19 protein-coding genes are annotated in these 23,720 nt (G+C 38.7%); 7 read left to right on the top strand and 12 right to left on the bottom strand.

The features are described from left to right. Positions 1 to 33 precede the first annotated feature (33 nt). Positions 34 to 792, top strand: a complete 759-nt coding sequence (locus DPV97_RS06775; protein ID WP_049374418.1) for a glycosyltransferase family 2 protein — start codon at positions 34 to 36, stop codon at positions 790 to 792. A gap of 85 nt (positions 793 to 877) precedes the next feature. Here DPV97_RS06775 and DPV97_RS06780 read toward each other — a convergent pair whose 3' ends face one another. Further along, positions 878 to 5,152 carry a YadA-like family protein gene (locus tag DPV97_RS06780; protein WP_111382932.1) on the bottom strand — a complete coding sequence of 1,425 codons (4,275 nt, stop codon included), beginning with the start codon at positions 5,150 to 5,152 and terminating at the stop codon, positions 878 to 880. Positions 5,153 to 5,458: 306 nt separating this feature from the next. Here DPV97_RS06780 and DPV97_RS06785 point away from each other — a divergent pair, with 306 nt between their 5' ends. Beyond that, positions 5,459 to 5,782 carry a DUF4298 domain-containing protein gene (locus DPV97_RS06785; RefSeq protein ID WP_049381934.1) on the top strand — a complete coding sequence of 108 codons (324 nt, stop codon included), beginning with the start codon at positions 5,459 to 5,461 and terminating at the stop codon, positions 5,780 to 5,782. Between the two features lie 83 nt (positions 5,783 to 5,865). On the opposite strand, the gene tpiA is transcribed toward DPV97_RS06785, so the two are convergent. Next, complete coding sequence (gene tpiA, locus DPV97_RS06790) at positions 5,866 to 6,657, bottom strand: triose-phosphate isomerase (RefSeq protein WP_049381935.1); 792 nt, start codon at positions 6,655 to 6,657, stop codon at positions 5,866 to 5,868. A gap of 199 nt (positions 6,658 to 6,856) precedes the next feature. On the opposite strand from tpiA, the gene DPV97_RS06795 reads away from it, so the two are divergent. Beyond that, positions 6,857 to 7,291, top strand: coding sequence for a GNAT family N-acetyltransferase (locus DPV97_RS06795; protein WP_049364169.1), 435 nt, complete (start codon positions 6,857 to 6,859; stop codon positions 7,289 to 7,291). Then, positions 7,291 to 8,178 (top strand): tyrosine recombinase XerC, encoded by an 888-nt coding sequence (gene xerC / locus DPV97_RS06800; protein ID WP_070713478.1) that lies wholly within the window; start codon positions 7,291 to 7,293, stop codon positions 8,176 to 8,178. The genes DPV97_RS06795 and xerC overlap by 1 nt, the downstream gene beginning before the upstream one ends. 81 nt (positions 8,179 to 8,259) lie before the next feature. On the opposite strand, the gene lptD is transcribed toward xerC, so the two are convergent. The 6 genes from lptD to DPV97_RS06830 are packed head-to-tail and all read right to left on the bottom strand — an operon-like array spanning position 8,260 to position 15,054. Then, the gene (gene lptD, locus DPV97_RS06805) at positions 8,260 to 10,602 is read right to left on the bottom strand and encodes an LPS assembly protein LptD (protein WP_070713476.1); all 2,343 of its coding nucleotides are present in this window, start codon (positions 10,600 to 10,602) and stop codon (positions 8,260 to 8,262) included. Positions 10,603 to 10,648: 46 nt separating this feature from the next. Beyond that, positions 10,649 to 11,206, bottom strand: a complete 558-nt coding sequence (locus DPV97_RS06810) for a DNA-3-methyladenine glycosylase I (protein ID WP_070713473.1) — start codon at positions 11,204 to 11,206, stop codon at positions 10,649 to 10,651. Beyond that, positions 11,203 to 12,021: a shikimate dehydrogenase gene (aroE, locus tag DPV97_RS06815; protein WP_070713472.1), complete on the bottom strand. Its 819-nt coding sequence runs from the start codon at positions 12,019 to 12,021 to the stop codon at positions 11,203 to 11,205. The genes DPV97_RS06810 and aroE overlap by 4 nt, the downstream gene beginning before the upstream one ends. Positions 12,022 to 12,024: 3 nt before the next feature. Continuing rightward, positions 12,025 to 12,576: an L-threonylcarbamoyladenylate synthase type 1 TsaC gene (tsaC, locus tag DPV97_RS06820; RefSeq protein ID WP_070713469.1), complete on the bottom strand. Its 552-nt coding sequence runs from the start codon at positions 12,574 to 12,576 to the stop codon at positions 12,025 to 12,027. 15 nt (positions 12,577 to 12,591) lie between these two features. Further along, a complete protein-coding gene (locus DPV97_RS06825) occupies positions 12,592 to 13,128 on the bottom strand; it encodes a DNA topoisomerase family protein (protein ID WP_046949393.1) in 537 nt (178 codons plus the stop codon). Positions 13,129 to 13,137: 9 nt separating this feature from the next. Then, on the bottom strand, positions 13,138 to 15,054 hold the full coding sequence (locus DPV97_RS06830) for an ABC transporter ATP-binding protein (RefSeq protein WP_070713466.1): 1,917 nt from the start codon (positions 15,052 to 15,054) through the stop codon (positions 13,138 to 13,140). 172 nt (positions 15,055 to 15,226) lie between these two features. Here DPV97_RS06830 and DPV97_RS06835 point away from each other — a divergent pair, with 172 nt between their 5' ends. After that, complete coding sequence (locus DPV97_RS06835; RefSeq protein WP_070713463.1) at positions 15,227 to 17,911, top strand: YadA-like family protein; 2,685 nt, start codon at positions 15,227 to 15,229, stop codon at positions 17,909 to 17,911. A gap of 71 nt (positions 17,912 to 17,982) precedes the next feature. Here DPV97_RS06835 and glpE read toward each other — a convergent pair whose 3' ends face one another. Genes glpE through ilvY form a run of 3 tightly spaced genes read right to left on the bottom strand, consistent with a single transcriptional unit; the run spans position 17,983 to position 20,088 of the window. Next, positions 17,983 to 18,300 (bottom strand): thiosulfate sulfurtransferase GlpE, encoded by a 318-nt coding sequence (glpE, locus tag DPV97_RS06840; protein WP_070713461.1) that lies wholly within the window; start codon positions 18,298 to 18,300, stop codon positions 17,983 to 17,985. Next, positions 18,301 to 19,179 (bottom strand): EamA family transporter RarD, encoded by an 879-nt coding sequence (gene rarD / locus DPV97_RS06845; protein WP_070713459.1) that lies wholly within the window; start codon positions 19,177 to 19,179, stop codon positions 18,301 to 18,303. A 30-nt stretch (positions 19,180 to 19,209) separates the two neighbouring features. Beyond that, positions 19,210 to 20,088, bottom strand: a complete 879-nt coding sequence (gene ilvY, locus DPV97_RS06850; protein ID WP_070713457.1) for an HTH-type transcriptional activator IlvY — start codon at positions 20,086 to 20,088, stop codon at positions 19,210 to 19,212. 552 nt (positions 20,089 to 20,640) lie between these two features. On the opposite strand from ilvY, the gene ilvC reads away from it, so the two are divergent. Both ilvC and DPV97_RS06865 read left to right on the top strand, forming a co-directional pair. Then, on the top strand, positions 20,641 to 22,119 hold the full coding sequence (ilvC, locus tag DPV97_RS06860) for a ketol-acid reductoisomerase (RefSeq protein ID WP_111382934.1): 1,479 nt from the start codon (positions 20,641 to 20,643) through the stop codon (positions 22,117 to 22,119). A gap of 75 nt (positions 22,120 to 22,194) precedes the next feature. Beyond that, positions 22,195 to 22,908, top strand: coding sequence for an rRNA large subunit pseudouridine synthase E (locus DPV97_RS06865; RefSeq protein ID WP_410002437.1), 714 nt, complete (start codon positions 22,195 to 22,197; stop codon positions 22,906 to 22,908). 2 nt (positions 22,909 to 22,910) lie between these two features. On the opposite strand, the gene DPV97_RS06870 is transcribed toward DPV97_RS06865, so the two are convergent. Next, positions 22,911 to 23,720, bottom strand: coding sequence for a hypothetical protein (locus DPV97_RS06870; protein WP_070713450.1), 810 nt, complete (start codon positions 23,718 to 23,720; stop codon positions 22,911 to 22,913).

Raw genomic sequence — 23,720 nt, forward strand, 5'->3', positions numbered from 1 at the left:
CTTCGGCTAGTATAGCAAAAAAAGGATCAAAATATGCCAACAATTAGCGTCGCCATGATTGTCAAAAATGAAGCGGCAGATCTTGCTCAATGTCTTGATACGGTAAAAGATTGGGTAGATGAAATCATTATTGTCGATTCAGGCAGTACTGATAACACCCAAGAAATCGCGGAACAATATGGTGCAAAATTTTATTCACATCCTGATTGGCCTGGTTTTGGCAAACAACGCCAACGTGCACAACAATATGTCACCAGTGATTATGTTTTGTGGTTAGATGCCGATGAACGTGTCACACCGAAACTGCGTGAATCCATTCAACAAGCCGTTCAACAAGATGCACCAAATACGGTTTATGATATTCCTCGTGTGAGTGAAGTGTTTGGACGTGAAATCCGTCATTCAGGTTGGTATCCGGATTATGTGGTGCGTTTATATCGTACAAATTATACGGGCTATAATGATTCACTCGTACATGAAAAAGTGGTTTATCCTGAAAACACGAAAGTACAGAAATTAGCTGGAGATCTAGAGCATTTCACCTATAAAAGCATTCATCACTACTTGGTGAAATCCGCGGGCTACGCCAAAGCTTGGGCTGATCAACGCCAAGCTAAAGGTAAAAAAGCAACATTGTGGCAAGGTATCAGTCATGCCATTGGGTGCTTTGTCAAAATGTACATTTTAAAAGCAGGGTTCTTAGATGGAAAACAAGGTTTCCTGCTGGCAGTACTTTCAGCCCACTCCACCTTTGTGAAGTATGCTGATTTGTGGGAACGCGATCAACACTAATCAAAAACAAAAAGTGCGGTGAATTTTCACCGCACTTTTGGGATTTATTCATGATGGGAAAATCCCATCATAAACGATTACGCTATTACCATTGGTAACCTACACCAACTCCGGCACCCACATCACCACTGGTGTTTGCGTTACCTTGAAGTTTTAAGATTACTTTACCGTTATCACTAATACGAGAATAACCTACAGCTAAAGCGTTTTGACCTTTGAAGGTACCCGCTGCTGCTGCCACCATTGCTCTACCCGGAGTATAAGCTTGTGGTAATGCTGCCGCCGCATTCGCACCTGCAATACCTGCACGCGCTTGTTTGCTGTGTTTGTTTACTTTTCTATTTAGGTTATCAATAGCGCCAGCTTGACGATTAACAACACTATTTAGGTTATTAACAGTTGTACCTAAATTCGCTACTTTTTCGTTTGTAGCATGTAATTGGCTACCATTCACAGCTTGTTTAGATGTTGAATTAAGATCCGCATCTTTCACATTATTGATATTGGTTGCTGCACCATTTTTACCTGCAAGATTTAAACCTTTATCATCAGAGGTAATTGTAGTTGCATTATCACCACTACCGATAGTAACGCCATTTTTTGCTTTTACGCTATTCACATCAATATCTTGTGCTAATGCATAAGTTACAGATTTTCCATCACGTTTTACTTTTAAGTTTTTACCAGCAGTGTGAGTAACCGTATCGCCAGATTTAACTGCAACTCCGTTATCATTAGCAGTTGAAGTTGTGATAACCTCTTGTGAGTCAGCTACTTTCACGAAAGTTGCTGCGCTGTTAATTGCCTTAGCAACTGTATCAACTGTCGCTAACTTACCTTTATCAGCATCAGAAACTGTCACTTTACCTGCATTAGCTGCTTTAGGATCTGTTGCAGCTTCTTTAATAGAACCTTTATTATTATTAATAACAGAGGTTGCATTTACAGAAAAGTTAACTTTCGCATTACCATCTTTATCCACAGTTGGGGTAATCGTTACTGAATTATCATCACTCGCAAAATCAAGACCTTTACCATTAGTTATAGCCGCAGCCTGATTTCCATTAGTTTTTAAATTCCAACCTGCATTTAACACATCATTAACTGTAGCTGCTTCTTTTTTCTCTGCATCGGTTAATATAGGCGTTTTAACTTCAGTTGCATTAACTACATTACCACCAGTCACTTTAGCTGGTGCAGTTAAATGATCATCTAAGTTAGTTACTTTACCATTTTCAACAGTTGTTCCTTTATCTTCTTCACCAGCTGCTGGTTTAACAGTAATTTTTGAAACTTCGATCTTATCGGCTAAACCGTAAGTAAATACTGTGTTATCACCTGTTGTTGTTTGGTTGGCAACCAAGTTCTTACCTGCAACAAATGCTACATTTGAACCCGCTTTAATAGTTGCATTTGCACTGTTATCAGCAGTTTTTACAACTTGCTTGTCATTATTTTCAACACGAGCAGTCCAGAATGAGCTGTTAATTGCATCTTTTACTGTATCAACTGTTGCTAACTTACCTTTATCTGAATCTGCAACCGTTACTTTACCAGCGTCATCACCATCAACTTTAGCTGCTGTTACGTTACCTTTAACACCATTAACCACGTTTGTAGCATTTACAGAAAAGTTAACTTTCGCATTACCATCTTTATCCACAGTTGGGGTAATCGTTACTGAATTATCACCACTTGCAAAATCAAGACCTTTACCATTAGTTATAGCCGCAGCCTGATTTCCATTAGTTTTTAAATTCCAACCTGCATTTAACACATCATTAACTGTAGCTGCTTCTTTTTTCTCTGCATCGGTTAATGTAGGCGTTTTAACTTCAGTTGCATTAACTACATTACCACCGGTCAATTTAGCTGGTGCAGTTAAATGATCATCTAAGTTAGTTACTTTACCATTTTCAACAGTTGTTCCTTTATCTTCTTCACCAGCTGCTGGTTTAACAGTAATTTTTGAAACTTCGATCTTATCGGCTAAACCGTAAGTAAATACTGTGTTATCACCTGTTGTTGTTTGGTTGGCAACCAAGTTCTTACCTGCAACAAATGCTACATTTGAACCCGCTTTAATAGTTGCATTTGCACTGTTATCAGCAGTTTTTACAACTTGCTTGTCATTATTTTCAACACGAGCAGTCCAGAATGAGCTGTTAATTGCATCTTTTACTGTATCAACTGTTGCTAACTTACCTTTATCTGAATCTGCAACCGTTACTTTACCAGCGTCATCACCATCAACTTTAGCTGCTGTTACGTTACCCTTAACTTTATCAATCACTTTTTTCGCATCAACATCAACAGAAACTGTTGTTGTATCTACACCATTCTCGTCACGTTCAGTTTTGACTTTGACTACAGTGCCATCACCATCTGCAAAGTTAACTACATCGTTTGGCGTTACTTTTTCGGTGTCTGATACCTTATCAGAGCTAGTTTTACCATCTAAAGTAGACTTACCATTTTGCTGAACATAGAAACCTGATTTATTCACGGTTTGATCTAACTGATCTTTATTTACAGCTTGATCTGGTTGTGTAGCCCAGCCCACATTATTTAACTGAACACCATTTTTCCCTGCGGTAATCTTATCCTTAGATTCTGGTTTAGTTTTATCATAACCAGTGGCAGTAATATTGCCTTCGTCATCATAGGTATAGGCATTACCTTTCTCATACGGATGATTTTCTGTATCAGAGTCAGTTAATTTAGCGCCTTTTTTATCAATTTTAGATGCTTCAACTGGCTGAGCATTCTCTTTAATGTCGCCATTTTCATCTACTGGATACCATTTACCATCACTCGCTTTAGCTACATTTACCGTTTTACCATCAGGTGTTGTTGTTGTGCTTGCGTAGTCAAGAGGTGAATCTACAGAAATATTTACGGTACGCACACCATCAATTGTAGAACCATCTACATCTACATTGCCTGTACCAACAAAGTTAACAGTATGTCCAACTGACACATTTTTCTCATAGTTATTACCAGATGCAGTAATGTTCCAACCAGCATTAACATAATTATTTAAATTAGTAAGCGCAGTTTTTACATCTCCTGCAGCAGGAGGTGCAGTATAATTGCTACCTTCAGCAGTAGTTAATGGTTGTGAGAATCCACTTAACGTACCATCTTTATTTAAAGTAACACCCAAAGCATTAGCTGTTTGGTTTGCTGCCTTACCTAAAGTTTCAGCCACTCGGTAAAGTTGTGAACCATTAATTGCATCAGTTGAGTCTGCTGTAATTTCACCAGCTGCAATATGTTTAATTTGACGCTCTCCGCCATTCGCTGAACCTACAGAAACGAAGTTTCCTTGTTTACTTGCAGCTTTATTATTTGTTCCGGTTTCATCTTTTCCACCTAAATTACCGGCAAAACCAGAATAAACTAATGGAGAGCCTTCAGCTGTAGTTGAGTTTACAGCAATAACTTTAGTTGTATCTGCTCCAGCATCACTACCATGACCTAATACAACAGCACCATCACGGCCTGCGGCTACAGTTATATTTGAACCTAATGCTGAAACATTATTACTGGATATTTTTGAATTTGCACCTACAGTAGCAATGTTTGTACCTGATAATACTGAGTTACTACCCACATTAATAGAATTCGCCCCAGATACTGTTGAAGCACTACCAACAGTAATGGAATCCCAAGAATTAGCTGTAGCGCTTTGCCCCATAGCAGTAGAGTAAGTTCCCAAAGCTTTTGATTGTGCACCAGTTGCAGTAGCTCGCTGAATTGCCTGTGCCTGTTGACCGACAGCAGTTGATGACTGTCCTTTCGCCTGAGCAACTTTACCTACTGCGGTAGAGTCCAACTCATTTGCAACAGCGTGGGCACCAAGTGCAGTACTGCCTTGACCAGTAGCTAATGAATATGCCCCTAATGCAACCGCTGCATTTTGAGCGTTTGCACCATCACCAACCTTACCATTTGCAGTATTACCAGTTGCTTGAGACATTAAACCTATTGCGACATGTGCATTACCGGCTGTACCAGAATTAGAACCAGAAAGAGCACCATTACCAATTGCAATACCATCGTAAGCATTTACTTTTGCACCAGCCTCATTCTTACTTAAACCTGTTTTAGCTGTATAGTCTGCAGATCCATAAAACTGATCTGATACTGTAGTCGTTCCAATTGCTAGTCCGCCTCTATCTTCCGCTTTATAAACTACTTCTGCAGCTTGTACTCCACCTGCCACAACAGCTAAAAGTGCGGTAGAAATTGCGGCTAATTTTACAGATTTTGATTTACCTTTTGCGGACGCTAATTCACCTACAGCAGTCCAAGTTTGGGTTGCGTGATTCCAAATTACTTTAAAAATGTTGTTCATTCAGGTTTTCTCCTAGTATTAAAACAGATAACAGCGGCTATTCGCTGTCGAGCATAACGAATAGATAAACAACCTTGTTTATCAGATTAACGTCTTTTATAACAAATCTGTCTATAAAATACGTCGTTTAAATTTCGTGCGAATTCTACAGGCAATCAAAATAAATGAAAAGTATCTTTACCAAACTTTACAATCTTTACATCGTAAATCATTACTTTACATTCAATCTCTGTGAATAAAGGATAACTTTATAACGTAAGTGCGGTAAAATCCACTCCGACCACACTTTATAAAATGAGAGAAAATATGCTATCAAAAGAACGTTTATCCCAACTTGCCGAAATGGAAAGTATTTTAGATGAAGCAAATAGTTTTCTTGCCGAGGCAGAACAATTTTTGGAAAAATGGCAGGCGTTTTTGCCCAAAATGAAACGCTTAGAACATTATTACTTCGAAGGCGATTGGCGAGAGAATTTCGAGGCTTACGAAAATGGCGAAGTACCAAAAGACCAACCTTGCGGTGTACTTTCCGAAGACTTAGTTTTTAACGCCAGTGTTGCACAACAAGGCTTGGCGATTGAGTATTTGAAAGTAGTGACGAAAATTCTTGATCAAACGAATGGGCAGTAATTGGCGATGCAGTTTGCTTGAATTCATAAACAAAGTGCGGTGAAAATTCACCGCACTTTGTTGTTATTCTAATTAACTAAAAATTAATTTTTCGCTGCTGCCGCTGCTTTTACAATTACTGCAAATGCTGGGGCTTTTAATGATGCGCCACCTACTAATGCACCGTCGATGTCTGGCTGAGTAAATAATTCAGCGGCATTTGCATCATTTACAGAACCTCCGTATTGAATGATCACTTGATCTGCTACAGCTTGTGATTTTGCAGCGATGTGACCGCGGATAAATGCGTGAACGGCTTGTGCTTGTGCTGGAGTCGCAGATTTACCCGTACCGATCGCCCAGATTGGTTCGTATGCGATCACTGCACCGTTGAATGCTTCTACGCCTAATGCATTGATGACTGCATCAATTTGACGCGCACATACTTCTTCAGTTTTACCTGCTTCGTTTTCAGCTTCAGTTTCACCGATACATAATACTGGCACTAAGCCTGCTTCTTTTAATGCACCAAATTTTTTTGCTACAAATTCGTCGCTTTCTTTGTGGTAAGTACGACGCTCAGAGTGACCGATAATGATGTATTTTGCACCAAAATCTTTTAACATTTCGCTAGAAATATCACCAGTAAATGCACCGTTCACATTGATATCTACGTTTTGCGCACCTAATTGAACCACACTTTTACCGCCACAGCTGCAACCACAACTAGAAAGTGCTGCTTCAGCCGTACCTAAATACATAACGGGGGGAGCAATTGCTACATCACAACCTGTTACATCATGTAATTCCGCTTTTAATCCCTCGATTAATTCTTTGGTGAACGCTTTGGAACCGTTTAATTTCCAGTTACCCATCACTAAAGGACGACGTGCCATTTTTGTTTCTCCATATTGAATAAATAAAAAGTGCGTTTACTATACCAAACTTTGGGCAGATTTCTTTGTGCAAAATCACATTTTGAAAATTTTTTTGGGTAAATGATGATTATTTTGTGCTAAAAAGCTACAATCTACTGTACGGAACCGATAAAAAATAACCAATTTTATAAATAAACGGAAAATAGGTCTGGTAACAATGAAAATTTTCAAAGCCGAACAATGGAATATAGAAGTGCTTGCTCCACTCTTTGAAGCCTATCGACTTGCCAACGGAATGAGTGAAAATCCTGACCGCACTTTAACCTTTTTAACGAATCGTATACGTTTTAATGAAAGCATGTTTTTTGTTGCTGTAAACGAAAACTCACAGGCGATTGGTTTTATTCAACTTTATCCTCGCTTATCCTCTTTACAACTACAACGCTATTGGCAATTAACCGATATTTTTGTAAAAGAAGACAAACATCAAGCCGAGATTTATGCTGCCCTTATTTCTAAAGCGAAAGAGTTTGTCCGTTATACACAATCTAATCGTTTAGTGGCGGAATTGAGTCAAGCTCAACAGAATATTTTAGAACGCGAAGGATTTAAGCTAAACACGAAAAAAAGTTTGTTTGAATTAACTCTCTAATGCATACACTCCTCAATCAATATTGGGATTACTTGCGAATTGAACGCCAAGTAAGCCCACATACGCTCACCAATTATCAACATCAACTGGATGCGATTTTAGCGATTTTGGCTGAAAAAGGTATTCAGCACTGGCAGCAAGTGAATCCTAGTGTGGTTCGTCTTATTTTGGCGGAAAGCCGTAAGCAAGGTTTAAAAGAAAAAAGCTTAGCATTACGTTTGTCTGCTCTTCGTCAGTTCTTCAGCTATCTTGTGCAGCAAGATCAAATGAAAGTAAATCCGGCAACGGGGATTTCAGCACCGAAACAAGGCAAGCATTTACCGAAAAATATTGATGCTGAACAGGTCCAAAAATTGCTTTCAAATGATAGCAAAGATCCCATTGATTTGCGTGATCGTGCGATGATGGAATTGATGTATAGCTCAGGGCTTCGCTTATCTGAATTACAAGGATTAAACCTCAATAGTATTAACACTCGTGTACGTGAAGTCAGAGTGATTGGTAAAGGAAACAAAGAACGTATTGTGCCCTTTGGACGTTATGCTTCTCATGCAATTCAACAATGGTTGAAAGTACGCCCTTTATTTAATCCAAAAGATGAAGCCCTTTTTGTAAGCCAACAGGGAAATCGCCTTACTCATCGCTCTATTCAAAAGCGAATGGAAACCTGGGGCATTCGCCAAGGATTAAATAGTCATCTCAACCCACATAAACTACGTCACTCTTTTGCAACGCATATGCTGGAAGCAAGTTCAGATTTGCGGGCTGTTCAAGAACTTTTAGGGCACAGCAATTTGTCCACCACGCAAATTTATACGCATTTAAATTTCCAACATCTTGCAGAGGTCTATGACCAAGCTCACCCACGTGCAAAACGAAAAAAATAAAGTGCGGTCAAAAAATCATTATGTTTTTTAACCGCACTTCTAAACAAAAAGGCGACCTTTCGGTAGCCTTTATTCATTTCACTATAAGCTAAACGCTTGAATATAAGGAAGTTTACCTTTCTTCAGCATGTCTTCGATACCGCTTTGGTGATCATTTTCACCTAAGCCGCGTAATTCAAAGGTAACGCCAACACTGTTATCATAAAATACCTGATCGTTACGTTGATTCTGACGGCTCGTTACATAACGTCTCGCCCCAACACCAACAGACCAACAGCATGAGTTATATTGCACACCCACATATTGCTCAACCGGTTTTTTCAATGCAAGATCTTGATAGTATTTTCCGACAAGCGCCCAGTTATCCGAGACTTCCCATGCCGCTACGACACCGACCTGTTTAATATCTTGTTGGTAACGGTTAGCAGACGCACCTAAATTTTGGTTGATATACTCTTTACTTGCGTAACGATAATTTAATTGAATCAGATTGTTCTTCATCGGATTAAATTCTAAACTGCTATTCGCTAACGAGGCTTTATCTAGCAACGTATCATATTGGTAGCTACCGCGCCAATTCCATTTATCGCTAATTTTCCAGTTAGATTCCAACGCCCAAGAAGAAGAGGATTTTGGTGTGCGATTACTCGGGTTATCGTCAATTCTGGAGGCTGTTAAATAATAAATTTGCCCTGCAGAGAAATTAAAACGTTCATCGGCATTTTTATCATAAAAACGGGTTGTTCCCCCAACTGTCACCTGGTTTGCTGATGAAATACGGTCTAAGCCACTATAACGACGATCTCGGAACAAAGAATAATAATCTTGTTGAACTAATGCGGAATCATAACCAAAACCAAGGTAATTATTGACACGTTTTGAACCAATATTACTTTGATCTTTATATGGTCGATACAAATATTGAACATGAGGTTCAAGTGTTTGCATGTAACCATCAAATAAGGTTTTGTTGCTCGCTAAAACCGTTTGCAAATCTACTTTTAATTGCGGCAATACACGATTTACTGATTTTTGTACATCTTCCGCCGAAGAAGAAGAGCCTTTTTTCTGGTTATAATGGGTCGCGTAAAGTTTAGTCTCAATATTCAAGCTACCATATTTATTTGACATCGCGCTTGCCAAACTTGGTTCAACATGAAAACGCCATGCTGTCGGCATCAAGGTACTATCATTATCAAAACGTACTGCTTGTGAGAATAACTTGAAATCTACCCAACCGTTCGCCAAATCATTTTTGTAATAATTGAAGTCGATTTGTGGCATGGCACGGTAAGGTCCCACAGAAACTTCATCAAAAATTTGGAATTGACGTGCTGAAATCGCAAAGTTGTAATTCGGTTTGTAGTAAGCAATACGAGCATATTGGTTCGCATAACCATCAGTACTGCTACCATAATCAGAATCAAAATCGGTGAAATAACGTTTATCGCTCACTTTTGTGTAATCGATATTTAAACGCCAGTTTTCAAGAAAAGAAGAATGATGTTTCCAATAGAATAAATGACGCTTACGGCTATCGCTGGTATATTCATCGTAGCGATCACGTCCTAAATATTCACCCGCCAGTTTACCTTCACCAACGGGTGTTAAATAACGAAACTCACCATTTAATTGCCAGCCACGACGAGACATATATTTTGGTGAAAATGTGGCATCGTAATTTGGTGCAATATTCCAATAAATCGGTTGTTTATACCAATAACCATCACGGCTAGAATGACCGACTGTTGGCATTAATAAACCTGAACGGCGGCGATCACCTATCGGTAATTGCAGATAAGGAGTATAAAATACCGGCACACCTAATACTTTAAAACGTGCATGCCAAAATTCGGCATATTCTTCTTTGATGTGCTGACGAATCTCAGAAGCATCTACCGCCCAAGCATTATCATCTGGTAAACAAGAGGTAAATGTCGCATTTTTCATTAAACGGTAATTATCACCTAACTCAATTTCCTGAGCTTTACCACGACCTTGACGTCCTACAAGTTGATAGTCTGCATCGGTTACGTTACCATTTTTACTATCTAAATTAAAACTCGCATCATTACCTAATAGGTTGATTTGATTGTCTTTATAATCAAATCCACCTCGTAAATAAGCCCAACGTTGTGCTTGTTTGCCTTTACCTGTTTGTTTAACCTCAACTGAATTTCCAACCAGATGGCGGTTTCCTTGTTTCAAATCCACATTACCTTGATAAATCGCCTGAGTTGGCTGATTAATCTCTGCTTTATCTGCTTCAATATAAACCGGCAAATTATTAACATCACCTTTCACAACCTCACCAGTAAAATGAGGCACGCCAAGTAAACACTGAGAATGCAGATCTGCCAAACTTTGTTGACTATAAAGTGCGGTCAGAATTGAGATTGAAATTAAGGTATATTTTTTATTCATAATTCAGTTCTTATTCAGATGAAATTAGGGGGATTATACTGGAATATTACTTACAACAACAGCCATTTATATGGTCGTTGACTAACCCCACTGATTGCATAAAAGCGTAGCATGTCGTTTCGCCAACAAAGACAAAACCACGCTTTTTCAACGCTTTTGACATTGCTTTTGAGGTTTCAGTTCTGGCAGGTACTACAGAAATATCCGGTACATCATTGATAATCGGTTGATGATTCACGAACGACCAAACAAAATCACTGAAATTTTCACCGCACTTTTCCATGGCTAAATAGGCTTTGGCATTTTTCACAATTGCTTCCAGTTTTGCTCGATGACGGATAAGTCCGGTATTCTCCATGCAACGATCAATATCTTGCTCGGTTATTTGCGCAACTTTAATAGGATCAAATTGATGGAATGCAGCCCGATAGGCTTCACGTTTTTTCAATACAGTAATCCAGGAAAGCCCCGCCTGTTGTCCTTCTAAACAGATTTTCTCAAACAGTTTTTGGCTATCAAATTGTGGCTTGCCCCATTCCTTATCGTGATAGTCTATGTAAATCGGAAGTTTGCCCACCCAAGGACATCTCGTATTTGTACTCATACCATATCCTTTTTTAGTTGTTCATAGATTACGACAAAATCAGGCATCACCCCACGCCATAAATGGAATGAATGAGCCGCTTGAGCTACCAACATACCAAAACCATCGCTGACATTATTCAGACCTAAGGATTTACAATAGGCAATAAAAGGCGTGTCTGTGCCTTTCGCATATTGCATATCGTAAAAAGCCGAGCCCAATTTTAAAGTTTCAGCATCAACTGAAGCTGTTCCACCACGTAATCCAGCGGAAGTTGCATTAATCACTACATCATAAGTTTGTAGCGGAATCGCATCCATTGAGGCGGCTTGAATATTGCCGTAAGGCTGAAATCTTTCAGCTAATTCTTTTGATTTCGAAAAAGTGCGGTTAGCAAGCACAATGTTTTGTTGAGCTTGTAAAAGTGGCAATAATACGCCTTTTGTTGCCCCGCCCGCTCCTAGAATTAATATACGTTTGTTTGGATGAAGCCAATTTAAACGTGCTAAATCCGTCACCAAACCGATCCCATCGGTGTTATCCGCATAAAGTTTTCCATCATCGAGTTTTTTTAGCGTATTGCAGGCTTCCGCCAGTTTTGCTCGTTCGCTATGTTCTTCAGCAAGCACATAGGCGCGTTCTTTAAATGGTGCAGTAATGTTGCAACCTTTTGCACCCTCATCGAAAAATGCCAAAAGCTGTTGCTCAAAAGCATCAAGATCACCTAATTTTGCAATATATTCCATTATTTGATGCGTTTGCTCTGCTAACTTACTTTGAATTAATGGCGATTTACTTTGCGCAATCGGATTGCCCCACACAGCATAAAGATCCATAAATTATCCCTGTCTAAAAAGTTGATTTGTGCGCAAGTCTCGAATTTCGGATGGATTATGCGCCCCGCCTACCCTTTCATCCAATACAGGAAAATCTGCCCCGAATTGTGACCGCACTTCATCGGCGGTGCGACAAGGTGGCTCACCAGTCAGATTGGCGCTAGTCGAAGTTAATGCAAACCCCGTGAGTTCACATAAGGCTTTTACGGAAGGGTGATCGCACAAACGTACCGCGATGCTATCAAATTTTCCTGTGAGAAAATGCGGGGTGGTCGATTTAGCTGGCACAATCCAAGTGGTTGGACGTTCATATTTACCTTGCAGGCGAGAAAGCTGCTCATCTTTAATCTGGTCAAAATCAACAAAAGGACGGAAAAAATCCAAGTTAGGCGCCACTAAAATCAACCCTTTTTCCACTGGACGTTGCTTTAAATCAAGTAATTTTTTTACCGCACTTTCGCTTTGCGGATTACAGCCCAAGCCAAATACAGCTTCAGTGGGATAAGCGACCACTTGATTTTGTCGAAGGACCTCGGCGATTTGTTCTCTATTCATTTCACTCTTTTACTTTTATTGCTCAAAAATATGACGGCAAGTTTTATTTGCACACTGGAAAATTTGTTTTTCCCCATCTTCGCTTTTTAACAAGGAAAGTGGGAAATGGCACGTTGGACAAGGCACGGTATAAGGCTTGGCGGGCAAAGAAAATTTACATTTAGGGAAATTATCACAGCCGTAAAAAATTTTTCCTTGGCGACCTCGACGAGAAATCAAATGCCCCATTTTACATTCAGGACAAGCAATTTTTTCCTCAGATTCAGATTCTTCCCGCACAACAAAATCGCATTCAGGATAATGGCTACAACCAATAAACATCCCAAAACTACCTTGTTTCAACTGCAATAAATTACCGCACTTCGGGCAAATTTCATCAAGTGTTTTTAATACTTTATGCTCCGCCCGTTGCAAAGGACGCAAATAATCACATTCAGGATAAGCAGAGCAACCTAAAAACAGCCCTTTTTTGCCTTGTTTAATTTGCAAAGGCGCTCCACATTGAGGGCAATATTCCTGTTGTTTGCTATGATGAAAAAGGCTTTGATTCATAATCTATCCTTATGCTTGTAGCATTTCTTCCAATTCTTCCTGTGCAGTCATCCATTCCGTTTCGACATCATCTAATGCTTTCTTCACATCCACTTGTTGAGCCAAAAGTGCGGTCAATTTTTCTTTATTTTCGGCATTATATAATTCGGTATCGGCCAGTTGATTTTCTATGTTCGCAAGCTCAGAAGAAAATTTATTCATTTTTTCTTCTAATTGCGTGATTTTTTTACGTAATGGCGCAGTTTGTTGGCGTAACTCTGCTTCACGGCGTTTTTGTTCCTTGCGGTTTTGCATGGAATTTTCATTGTCGCCAACGTTTTCTGAGTCTTTATTTTCAGATGTGCTGTTTTGTTCACTCAGCCATTTTTGATAGTCTTCTAAATCGCCTTTAAATTCTTCCACTTTTTTATCGTGAACCAAATAAAATTCTTCCACGGTATTGCGTAATAAATGACGATCGTGAGACACCACCACCAAAGAACCTTCGTAATCCACCAATGCTTCCGTTAATGCCTGACGCATATCCAAATCCAAATGGTTAGTTGGTTCGTCGAGCAGTAATAAGTTTGGACGTTGCCAAACAATTAGCGCAAGTACCAAACGGGCTTTTTCCCCACCGGAAAAGGCTTTCACCGCTTGATTCACTTTGTCACCGTGGAACGCAAAACTGCCCAAATAATCTCGAACTTGTTGCTCCGTTTGTTCTGGGGCAAGTTTTTGCATATGCCACAGGGCAGATTCATCTGCGCGCAAAGTATCTAATTGATGCTGAGCAAAATAGCCAAGCTGCACGCCTTTTGCCAACTGCACTGTGCCTGAAAGTGCGGTCAGTTCTCCCGCTAGAAGTTTAATCAAGGTTGATTTTCCCGCACCATTTTTCCCGAGTAAACCAATGCGCGAACCCGGCACTAAATTCAACTTAATTTTACCTAAAATTTCTACCGCACTTTCTCCACTACCATAACCCGCACTCGCCTGCTCAATCATCACTAACGGATTAGGCAAGGATTGTGGTGGACGGAATTCAAAAGTAAAAGGATTATCCACATAAGCAGGCGCAATCAGTTCCATACGCTCTAAGGCTTTCATACGGCTTTGTGCTTGTTTGGCTTTGGTCGCTTTCGCTTTAAAGCGGTCGATATATTTTTGTAAATGAGAGATCTTTTGTTGTTGCTGACGATACATCGCCGTTTGTTGTGCCAGTTTAGTGGCTCGTTGCACTTCAAAGGAAGAATAATCGCCCGTGTATTCGTTGAGTTTCTGATTTTCGATATGGAGAATTTTCGTCACTATCGGATCGAGAAAATCACGGTCGTGAGAAATTAATACCAAGGTGCCTTGATATTGCACTAACCAACGTTCTAACCAAATAACCGCATCCAAATCCAAATGGTTAGTCGGCTCATCCAGTAACAATAAATCCGATGGACAAAGCAATGCTTGCGCCAAATTCAAACGCATCCGCCAACCACCCGAAAAGGCTTTCACTGGCTGAGTTGTTTCTTCTTGGCTAAATCCTAAACCATGCAATAAAGAAGCTGCTCGAGATTGAATTGTCCACGCATCCAAGGTTTCTAATTGCCCATGAATACGCGCAATGGCGTTACCGTCATTGCGTTCATTTGCCTGCTCAAGCTCTTGCTGCAAGCGACAATATTCACGATCTCCTTGAATCACATAATCAATCGCTGAAATATCCAATGCCGGCGTTTCTTGATTCACCCAAGATACCCGCCAATTTGACGGATAATTTACCTCGCCGCCCTCTGGCGTTAATTCTTTTTTTAATAGGGCAAAAAGAGACGACTTACCGCAACCATTCTTCCCCACCAAGCCGACTTTTTGCTTGGGATTAATCGTAGCAGAAGCATTTTCGAGAAGTTCCGTTTGCCCTCGTTTTAAGGACAGATTACTAAATACAATCATTGTTTAAATATATCTTTATTTACATCTATTTGGTTACATTCTACTCAAAATATAAAAAAAAACACAAGCAAGATCACAAAACAGATAATTTTATCGATATTTTAATTTTAAAAATCATATAATCTCAAACCAATTATACATGTAACCTAACATTATCATCCTGGGGGATATTTTGAAAACACGTACTGCTTTAACTACTGCAAAAAGTTCAGTAGCCTTATTACTCTTTACATTGCCTTTATCTTCTAACCTTGCCTATTCTGCCCCGTCCACAACGGGTGAAGGAAACATTGTCACAGGCAATCATGGCGTTGCAACTGGCTATAACAATGCTGTAACCGCTAAATATGGTTTAGCACAAGGTAATAATTCTGTTGCAACTGGTGGCAATATTTCTCGTAAAGAATTTGATGAAAAATTAAACGAAGGAAAGCAAACGATTGCTAATAAAAGCAAAGCAGAAAATGAACTTTCTGATATAAATAAAAAAATTGAAGCCAGTAATAAAACTGCAGAAGATCTGAACAAAAGAATTAATGAAATAACAGACTTAATCAAACAATCTAACGATAAAAAAAATCAAGTTGTTACTTCGCTGAATAATGATTTGGCTAATAAACAAAAAGAATTAGCCAAATTAAACAAAGAGCGGGAAGAGGCTAAAGAATACGCTAGCCATTATCCTTCAATCTATTCAGAGGATGAAAGTGTTTCGATAAAATTCCTGAAGCAACTTAAAGAACTTGATTGGAATAAACTTTCGGACAATTCTGCAGGAACAACAGGAGTACAAAAACTAGCAAAAGACCTAAAAGAGCGAGTTGAGGCTGATTACCCTAATGTTTCTGCAATTAAAAAATTCGGTATAGATAAATATGAAGTTATAGTTAATGGATATGATAACGCTAGAGGATCATTTGAATATAACAAAGAAAATATAGAATCTATGATTAGATCTAGAAACCAACAATACTTATTTTCCCACGGAGCTGGAAGAGATCTAAGTTCATACGCCTCTGAGCATGATGGCATTACCGATTTACTAAAAAATGTAACTTCTGTAGAGCCTGTAAAAATTGCAAGCATCGATAACATACCAAGCCGAATTACAGATGACTTTTTTTCATCCCAAAAACAAGAGCGTTATGTGCAATTTTCTACCCTACTGAAAATGATAAGTGAAAATAATGTCATAAGTGATTTAAGTAAAGCTTATAAGCTTAATGAAATAGATGCTAATAATTATTACAAACCAAATTACGTAGCGAATACTGTATTTTATCTTCCACCAATAAAAGCTAGTGATGCTCAAGTAAATCACAGTAATTTTTTATTAACTAGACACCATTATAATCCAAGTGATTTTGATGACATAAATTACGGTGAGGATAATCATAAAGTCGAGCATAGATTTAACGAAGAAGCTGAGAAAACAAAGTATTATCTTTACTATGGTCAAACGCAAAGATTTTTTGATGAATTTTTTGACGGTGTACAAACTAACGAGCCTAAGGATGTTAAGCGTTTAAAAGAATGGGTAGATACATTTTATAATGGCTTTGATAATCTAATTGATCGTGAAGCACCTGAGGAAAAATGGCTTTTTGATAAAGATAGCTTTCTTGAGCAACTTAAAAGTGTAGAAAGTTTTGCGAAGAAAATTTCAGAATATATAACAGTTTATAATAAGTCAATCGCTGACCCAACTCCAGAAAATAGAGCGAAACGAAACAGCTTATATGAAGAAATTGCTAATCTAAAAGACAATCCTAAAAATTATTATGAAAATATTGAATTTAAATTTAAGGAATCAACCAAAGATTTATGGAATGACTATGCTAGAAAGACAGCAACAGAATTAACTGATTGGGCTAAAAAATTGAAACTTTATGACCCATACAATGAAGTTGTTAAGGGAATAACAGAGGAATCTGAAAAAGCCCAAAATGCCTTAAATGAAGCTAAAATAAAATTTGAGGATAAGGAACGGGAAATAAAGGATCTCAAAGCTCAAATTGACAAACTACAATCAGCTTCAGATTCAAATAATTCAAATGAGTTAAAACAAAAACAAGAAGAACTTGCAAAAAAACAAGCAGAAAAAGAAGAGTTTGAAAAAGAGCGAGCCAAAAAGGAAAAAGCATTAAAAGAGTTAGAGGAAAAACTAACACGTCATTTTTCTAATATTGGTGAAAACTCAATTGCTGCAGGGAAAGAATCCTTTGCGAGCGGTACAAACTCAATTGCTATCGGTACAAAAAATGAGGTAACTGGTAATAATTCTGTAGCGATTGGTGCAGGGAATAAAGTTGCATCACATAATGTGATGGTGTTAGGCAATAATGTTACTGTTGATGCAGGGTTTGATGGTGCTGTGGTATTGGGTAATGAATCTACACCTAGTAAACCGATGCCTGTAGAAAGCATCACGATTCAAGGCACAACTTATCGATTCGCAGGTACAAATCCAACATCAACTGTCAGCGTAGGTGCCGAAGGTAAAGAGCGTCAAATTACGCATGTTGCAGCAGGTCGTATTACCAGTACATCAACGGATGCGATTAACGGCTCTCAACTTTATTCTGTTGTTGAGGCTATTAATCAAAAAGTTACCCAACATAATAAAATGCTGAAAGCGGGGATTGCTGGCTCTGCTGCAATAGCTGGATTACCACAAGTGCGAGGTAATGGTAAATCTATGGTTTCTGCGGGTGCAGGAAACTTCAAAGGACAAAATGCTATCGCAGTGGGATATAGCCGCTCAAGTGACAACGGTAAAGTGTTGTTCCGTTTAAGCGGAAGCACCAATACGCAAGGCGATGTAGTGAGCTCCGTTGGCGTAGGCTACGAATGGTAAGCTAAGAAACACAAAAGTGCGGTGAAATTTCACCGCACTTTTTTCATCAAATCAATTTTATTTAAAACACATTAATAAGCTGTATCAATTGGTAATTCTGCTCGACACCAGCCATCAAATCCACCAATAATACTAAACACATTTTCATAGCCTTGTTCCACTAGAAAAGTTGCTACATTTTTACTGCTTACGCCATGATAGCAACTCACAATAATAGGGGAGTCAAAATCGACTAACTCTTCAAATTGCAAAAAACTTTGATTCGTTAAATGAAAAGCACCTTTAGGGTGCGAGAGGGTAAAGCGGGCATTATCGCGAATATCGGCTAATACCGCCCCTTGTTGAACCATTTCCCACGCTTGTTGTGGCGTAATTTCTTTAAATGACATTTATAAACTTCCTTTTGCGTGCTGTTTGTACACGCCATCAATCACAACAAGAATCATAGCGAGCACTAAACAAATAAAAAGCGGGTAACTTTCAGCGTCAATTTGTTCACCGATAAAAAACGATACGAAAATCATCATAATGGTTTCCACATAGCCAAGTAGGCCAAGCAAATTCATTGGTAGCATATTGCTAGCGATCACATAAGCAATCAATGCCGTGCCGCTAATTAATCCAAGCAATACAAGCAGCCCCCAAATATTAGGATTACTTTGTTCGACCACAGCAAAATCTGTTTGCAAGGCAAAATAAATGCTAATTGGGATTAGGCTCAACATCTCTAAACAAAAAGAGGCAAGATCACTATTTTTTAATGCTTTTCGAACGGAAAAATAGGTAGTATAGCCAACACAAATCACAATGGCTTCCCAAGAAAGCCCACCTTTTAGCACAATATTAGAAATCACTCCCAATGCGGCAATCATGACTGCAATAAATTTGAACGTTGAAATGCGTTCTTTAAAAATTAAGCGACCTGCCGCTACCATCACAATTGGTAAAAGCAAATAACCAAAAGACACGCTCAACGAACTGCCATTATTCGGCGCCCAAAGAAAAAGCCACATTTGAAAACCCATTAATAAGCCACAAAACAGATAGGGTAATGCCAAGTGCGGTTGTTTTTTGATGAGTTTTAAGCGATGAATCAACGCATTTCTCTGCTTAAACATAAACACGGAAAGGACAACAAAGGGAAACGTAAAAATCATCCGATAACCAAAAATATCCGTGCCACTCAAAGGTTTCAGCAGTGTAGAAAAATAATACATATAGCCAAATAAAAATGAGGCAAGTAATGAAACGAGAATACCTTTAAACATAAGAATCCTTATTCTAAACAGCCAATCATTCTATTCTAACATCGCCCAAAATGCACGGATTAAGGGTTGTTCGAGATTCCTTTTTTGGGTACAAATAACCAATTCAAAAGGCTCAATAGGCTTATCGAGATTAAGTCTGGAAATTTGGTTATTCATTGGGCTATTGTCAATGACCACATCAGGCAACATCGCTAATCCTAACCCCAATCCTACCATCGGAACAATCCCTTCATGCCCTGCAACAGTAGCATAAATTTTCGGATGTTTAATATGTTTCTCCCGTAGCCATTGCTCAATCCGTTGCCGAGCATGCCCTTCAACGGGGAAAATAAAAGGCATTTGCTGCCAATTAATGGTTTTTTCTTGCAGTAATTGTGTCGCCAAACAAGCCACACGTGGTGCAATTAAAGACAATCTAATATCATCAATTTTATGAAATGCCACACTGGATGGCAGATTATTCGGCTTACCCGCAATAGCGAGGTCAACTTGTTGGGTTTGAATCAACTCTAATGCAAGCGCTGGATCCCCCGTCGTCAGCTGAATTTCCACTTTAGGATAACGCTGGCGAAATTCTTTAAGTACCTGCGGAAGATGGCTATAAGATGCAGTGACAGAGCAAAAAAGTTTAATTTCACCGCAAAGTTCATCGGATTCATCTTTAAGTTGTTGTTTAAATTGTTGCCAGTTTTGCCATTCTGTTTTAGCAAATTGCAAAAATTTCTCGCCATATTCAGTAAGTTTGACTTGACGATTGTCACGAATAAAAAGTGTTTTCCCTAGCTCGTCTTCCAACCGTTGAATTTGACGGGAAAGGGTGGAAGGGGACATATGGTTTTGGGTGGCAGTTTTAGCAAAGTTTTTTGTGTCACTAAGGTAGATGAATATTTGTAGGTCGTTAAATTCCATAACTTTTTTATCTATAGTAAAAATTAATTTCTTCGTTTTTTTATACTGCCAAATCTCCCCTACCCCTCTTTGCTAAAGAGGGGATTGTTCTTTACAGAACACAAAGATCAGCGTTTTATCTTTACAGTAATTAACATTAAATATGCTAATGACGGTGATAAATAATATAACTAAATCAGTTATCATCAATTGGCTAAAATTCCTTTTATATTAAAGGAAAACTTAATTCTTTTTTGAGCTTTAAGGTAACTAAATATGCCAATAAATAACAATAATTAAAAATATGAATGAGTCACTTCCTAGCAATTAAATAAAGAATTCCCCTCTTTAGCAAAGAGGGGTAGGGGAGATTTGGCACTACAAAAAAACGAAGAAACTCATTAATAAAAGCCCAATCCCTATTTGCAACCTAATAATTGCTAAAATCGCAACATTACATTCCCATAATATCACTTTACGCAACAACAAAAAATCCTATAATCAAACCACAACAAAAAAATATGCAAACACAACATCATACAATTATTCACCTTACACAATTAAGGACAAAAAATGGCTAACTATTTCAACACATTAAATTTACGTCAAAAATTAGACCAATTAGGTCGTTGTCGTTTTATGGATCGCGAAGAATTTGCAGATGAAGCAAACTTCTTAAAAGGCAAAAAAATCGTTATCGTGGGCTGCGGTGCACAAGGTTTAAACCAAGGTTTGAATATGCGTGATTCTGGCTTAGATATTAGCTATGCCTTACGCCCTGAAGCGATTGCAGAAAAACGTGCATCGTTCCAACGTGCGACTGAAAATGGTTTTAAAGTTGGTACTTATGAAGAATTAATTCCAACTGCAGATTTAGTCGTAAACTTAACGCCAGACAAACAACACTCTAAAGTGGTTGCTGATGTGATGCCTTTAATGAAAAAAGACTCTGCATTTGGTTATTCACACGGTTTCAACATTGTTGAAGTTGGCGAAGAAATTCGTAAAGACATTACAATTGTGATGGTTGCGCCAAAATGTCCAGGTACAGAAGTACGTGAAGAATACAAACGTGGTTTCGGTGTGCCAACATTAATCGCGGTTCACCCTGAAAATGACCCGAAAGGCGAAGGCATGGCAATCGCAAAAGCATGGGCTGCTGCAACTGGCGGTCATAAAGCGGGTGTTTTAGAATCTTCATTCGTGGCAGAAGTAAAATCTGACTTAATGGGTGAGCAAACTATCCTTTGCGGTATGTTACAAGCAGGTTCTATCGTATGTTATGACAAATTAGTAGCAGACGGTAAAGATCCAGCATACGCAGGTAAATTAATCCAATACGGTTGGGAAACGATTACCGAAGCGTTAAAACAAGGTGGTATCACATTAATGATGGATCGCTTGTCAAACAGTGCAAAATTACGTGCATTTGAACTGGCTGAACAAATAAAAGAAAGCCTTGGTTTCTTATATTACAAACACATGGATGACATCATTAGCGGCCACTTCTCTGCAACAATGATGGCAGACTGGGCAAATGGCGACAAAGACTTATTCGCATGGCGTGAAGCAACAGGTAAAACAGCCTTTGAAAATGCACCAAAATATGATGGCAAAATTAGCGAACAAGAATACTTTGATAACGGTGTATTAATGATCGCAATGGTGAAAGCGGGCGTAGAATTAGCTTTTGAAGCAATGGTTGCTAGCGGTATTTATGAAGAATCAGCTTACTACGAATCACTTCACGAATTACCATTAATTGCGAACACCATCGCACGTAAACGCTTATATGAAATGAACGTGGTAATTTCAGATACTGCAGAATATGGCAACTACTTATTCTCTAACGTAGCAACTCCAATTCTTGCAAAAGAAATTATCCCTAACCTTCAAAAAGGCGACTTAGGTGAACCTACTCCAGCAGTGGAAATCGATAACATCACCTTACGCGATGTAAATGATGCAATCCGTAACCACCCGGTTGAATTAATCGGTCAAGAGTTACGTGGCTATATGACTGATATGAAACGTATCGCAGTTGCGGGTTAATACTTAAACCTATAAAATTTCGAGCCGATTTGCAAAACAAATCGGCTTTTCTTATTTTCAGTTAATGTTTATAAAATTAATAATTTAGGTAGTATTTTTTTGAAAAAAATCTCAAAAACGAAAACATCTTTTTCATCAAACACTCCTCAGAAAAAAAGTCATAGGGGAACATATCGTCTACGTGCACTTTCTATCGCTGAAAGTCAGGTCATTTTATTTAACAAACCGTTTGATGTACTGACACAATTCACCGATGAAAATGACCGAGTTACGTTAAAAGATTTTATTGCTATTCCTAATGTGTACGCGGCAGGACGATTGGATCGTGATAGCGAAGGGCTGCTGATTTTAACGAATAATGGTGAAGTGCAACATCGTTTGGCTGATCCTAAGTTTAAAACAGAAAAAACGTATTTTGTGCAAGTGGAAGGCATTCCTGATGAGTCTGACTTAGACAAGCTTCGTCAAGGGGTTGAATTGAAAGATGGGATGACGAAACCAGCAAAAGTGCGGTTGATTTCTGAACCGGATTTTCTCTGGCCTCGCAATCCACCTATTCGTGAACGTCAAAGTATTCCAACGAGCTGGTTGGAAATTAAAATTAGTGAAGGGCGTAATCGACAAGTGCGTCGAATGACCGCACATATCGGCTTTCCTACATTACGACTTATCCGTTATCAAATGAGCCATTTGACACTTGATGGACTAAGTAATGGTGAATATCGCTGTTTGAATGAAGAAGAAATGCGTGCGTTATTCAAACAACTTCATTTGAACAACGCACATTAAGATTAGAAACGTTGAGCGGGTTGTGCGTTTTCAACTTGCACGAAGAAGCCTTTATCATTCAAGATAATGCTGTAATCAGTGACATATTTAACGCCGTTGGTTTCCACTATCGCATTACAGCTGCGAATGCCTTGTTGTGGATAAGATTGCGTTTCACGGGCTTGCGTGATTTGTTTCACTGTCATTTGGGTGTTAGTCGCAGCACCTTGTTTTTTAAAGGCATCAGATAATACCGCAAAAACTTTTGAATCATTACATCTTGGTACGACAACGGATTTTGTCACCATACTCGCTGTTTTTTGTGCGACAGCATCGACTTTCTTTTCAGTCACTTTTTCAACAGCTTTTGGTTCCGCTTTCTTCACTTCGGTTTTAACTGCGGGTGTTTTTTTAGCAATCACTTTTTCAGGTTTCGCTGATTCTTTAACGGCACTTTGTTTGCTTTTCACTACCGTCTTTTTGTCTTTTACTGCCGTTTGCTTAGTTTTTTCTACTGACTGTTTGCCTTTCGTTTTTGTCGGCTCTGCTTTAGCGGCTTTATTTGTCGTTTTATTTTTTATTTTTTCTTTTTTTGTTACCGCTTTTTTCGCTTCGACAATTTTAGCTGGCTTTTTCGCTTCTGCTTTTTTGGCATCGGCTTTCTTTTTAGCTGTTTTAGCTACGGTTTTAGACGTAGTGGCTTTTTTTGCTTCTACTTTTTTAACTGCCGTTTTCACTGACTTGGTTTGAGTTGATTTTGCCGTATGATTTGGCGATGCTGCAAAGGCCAAAACAGGTAACAAGGCAAAAATCACCGCGAGTAATTTTTTCAT

Origin of the sequence: Haemophilus parainfluenzae, assembly GCF_003253005.1 — a bacterium.
Lineage (GTDB): Bacteria > Pseudomonadota > Gammaproteobacteria > Enterobacterales > Pasteurellaceae > Haemophilus_D > Haemophilus_D parainfluenzae_M.

Bases quoted from the DNA above. Each gene is read 5' to 3' on its own strand.
- DPV97_RS06870 (WP_070713450.1), bottom strand. From the start codon at position 23,720: ATGAAAAAATTACTCGCGGTGATTTTTGCCTTGTTACCTGTTTTGGCC.
- lptD (WP_070713476.1), bottom strand. From the start codon at position 10,602: ATGAATAAAAAATATACCTTAATTTCAATCTCAATTCTGACCGCACTT.
- DPV97_RS06810 (WP_070713473.1), bottom strand. From the start codon at position 11,206: ATGAGTACAAATACGAGATGTCCTTGGGTGGGCAAACTTCCGATTTAC.
- rarD (WP_070713459.1), bottom strand. From the start codon at position 19,179: ATGTTTAAAGGTATTCTCGTTTCATTACTTGCCTCATTTTTATTTGGC.
- xerC (WP_070713478.1), top strand. From the start codon at position 7,291: ATGCATACACTCCTCAATCAATATTGGGATTACTTGCGAATTGAACGC.
- DPV97_RS06795 (WP_049364169.1), top strand. From the start codon at position 6,857: ATGAAAATTTTCAAAGCCGAACAATGGAATATAGAAGTGCTTGCTCCA.
- DPV97_RS06825 (WP_046949393.1), bottom strand. From the start codon at position 13,128: ATGAATCAAAGCCTTTTTCATCATAGCAAACAACAGGAATATTGCCCT.
- DPV97_RS06830 (WP_070713466.1), bottom strand. From the start codon at position 15,054: ATGATTGTATTTAGTAATCTGTCCTTAAAACGAGGGCAAACGGAACTT.
- tsaC (WP_070713469.1), bottom strand. From the start codon at position 12,576: ATGAATAGAGAACAAATCGCCGAGGTCCTTCGACAAAATCAAGTGGTC.
- DPV97_RS06775 (WP_049374418.1), top strand. From the start codon at position 34: ATGCCAACAATTAGCGTCGCCATGATTGTCAAAAATGAAGCGGCAGAT.
- aroE (WP_070713472.1), bottom strand. From the start codon at position 12,021: ATGGATCTTTATGCTGTGTGGGGCAATCCGATTGCGCAAAGTAAATCG.
- ilvC (WP_111382934.1), top strand. From the start codon at position 20,641: ATGGCTAACTATTTCAACACATTAAATTTACGTCAAAAATTAGACCAA.
- DPV97_RS06785 (WP_049381934.1), top strand. From the start codon at position 5,459: ATGCTATCAAAAGAACGTTTATCCCAACTTGCCGAAATGGAAAGTATT.
- ilvY (WP_070713457.1), bottom strand. From the start codon at position 20,088: ATGGAATTTAACGACCTACAAATATTCATCTACCTTAGTGACACAAAA.
- DPV97_RS06780 (WP_111382932.1), bottom strand. From the start codon at position 5,152: ATGAACAACATTTTTAAAGTAATTTGGAATCACGCAACCCAAACTTGG.
- glpE (WP_070713461.1), bottom strand. From the start codon at position 18,300: ATGTCATTTAAAGAAATTACGCCACAACAAGCGTGGGAAATGGTTCAA.
- tpiA (WP_049381935.1), bottom strand. From the start codon at position 6,657: ATGGCACGTCGTCCTTTAGTGATGGGTAACTGGAAATTAAACGGTTCC.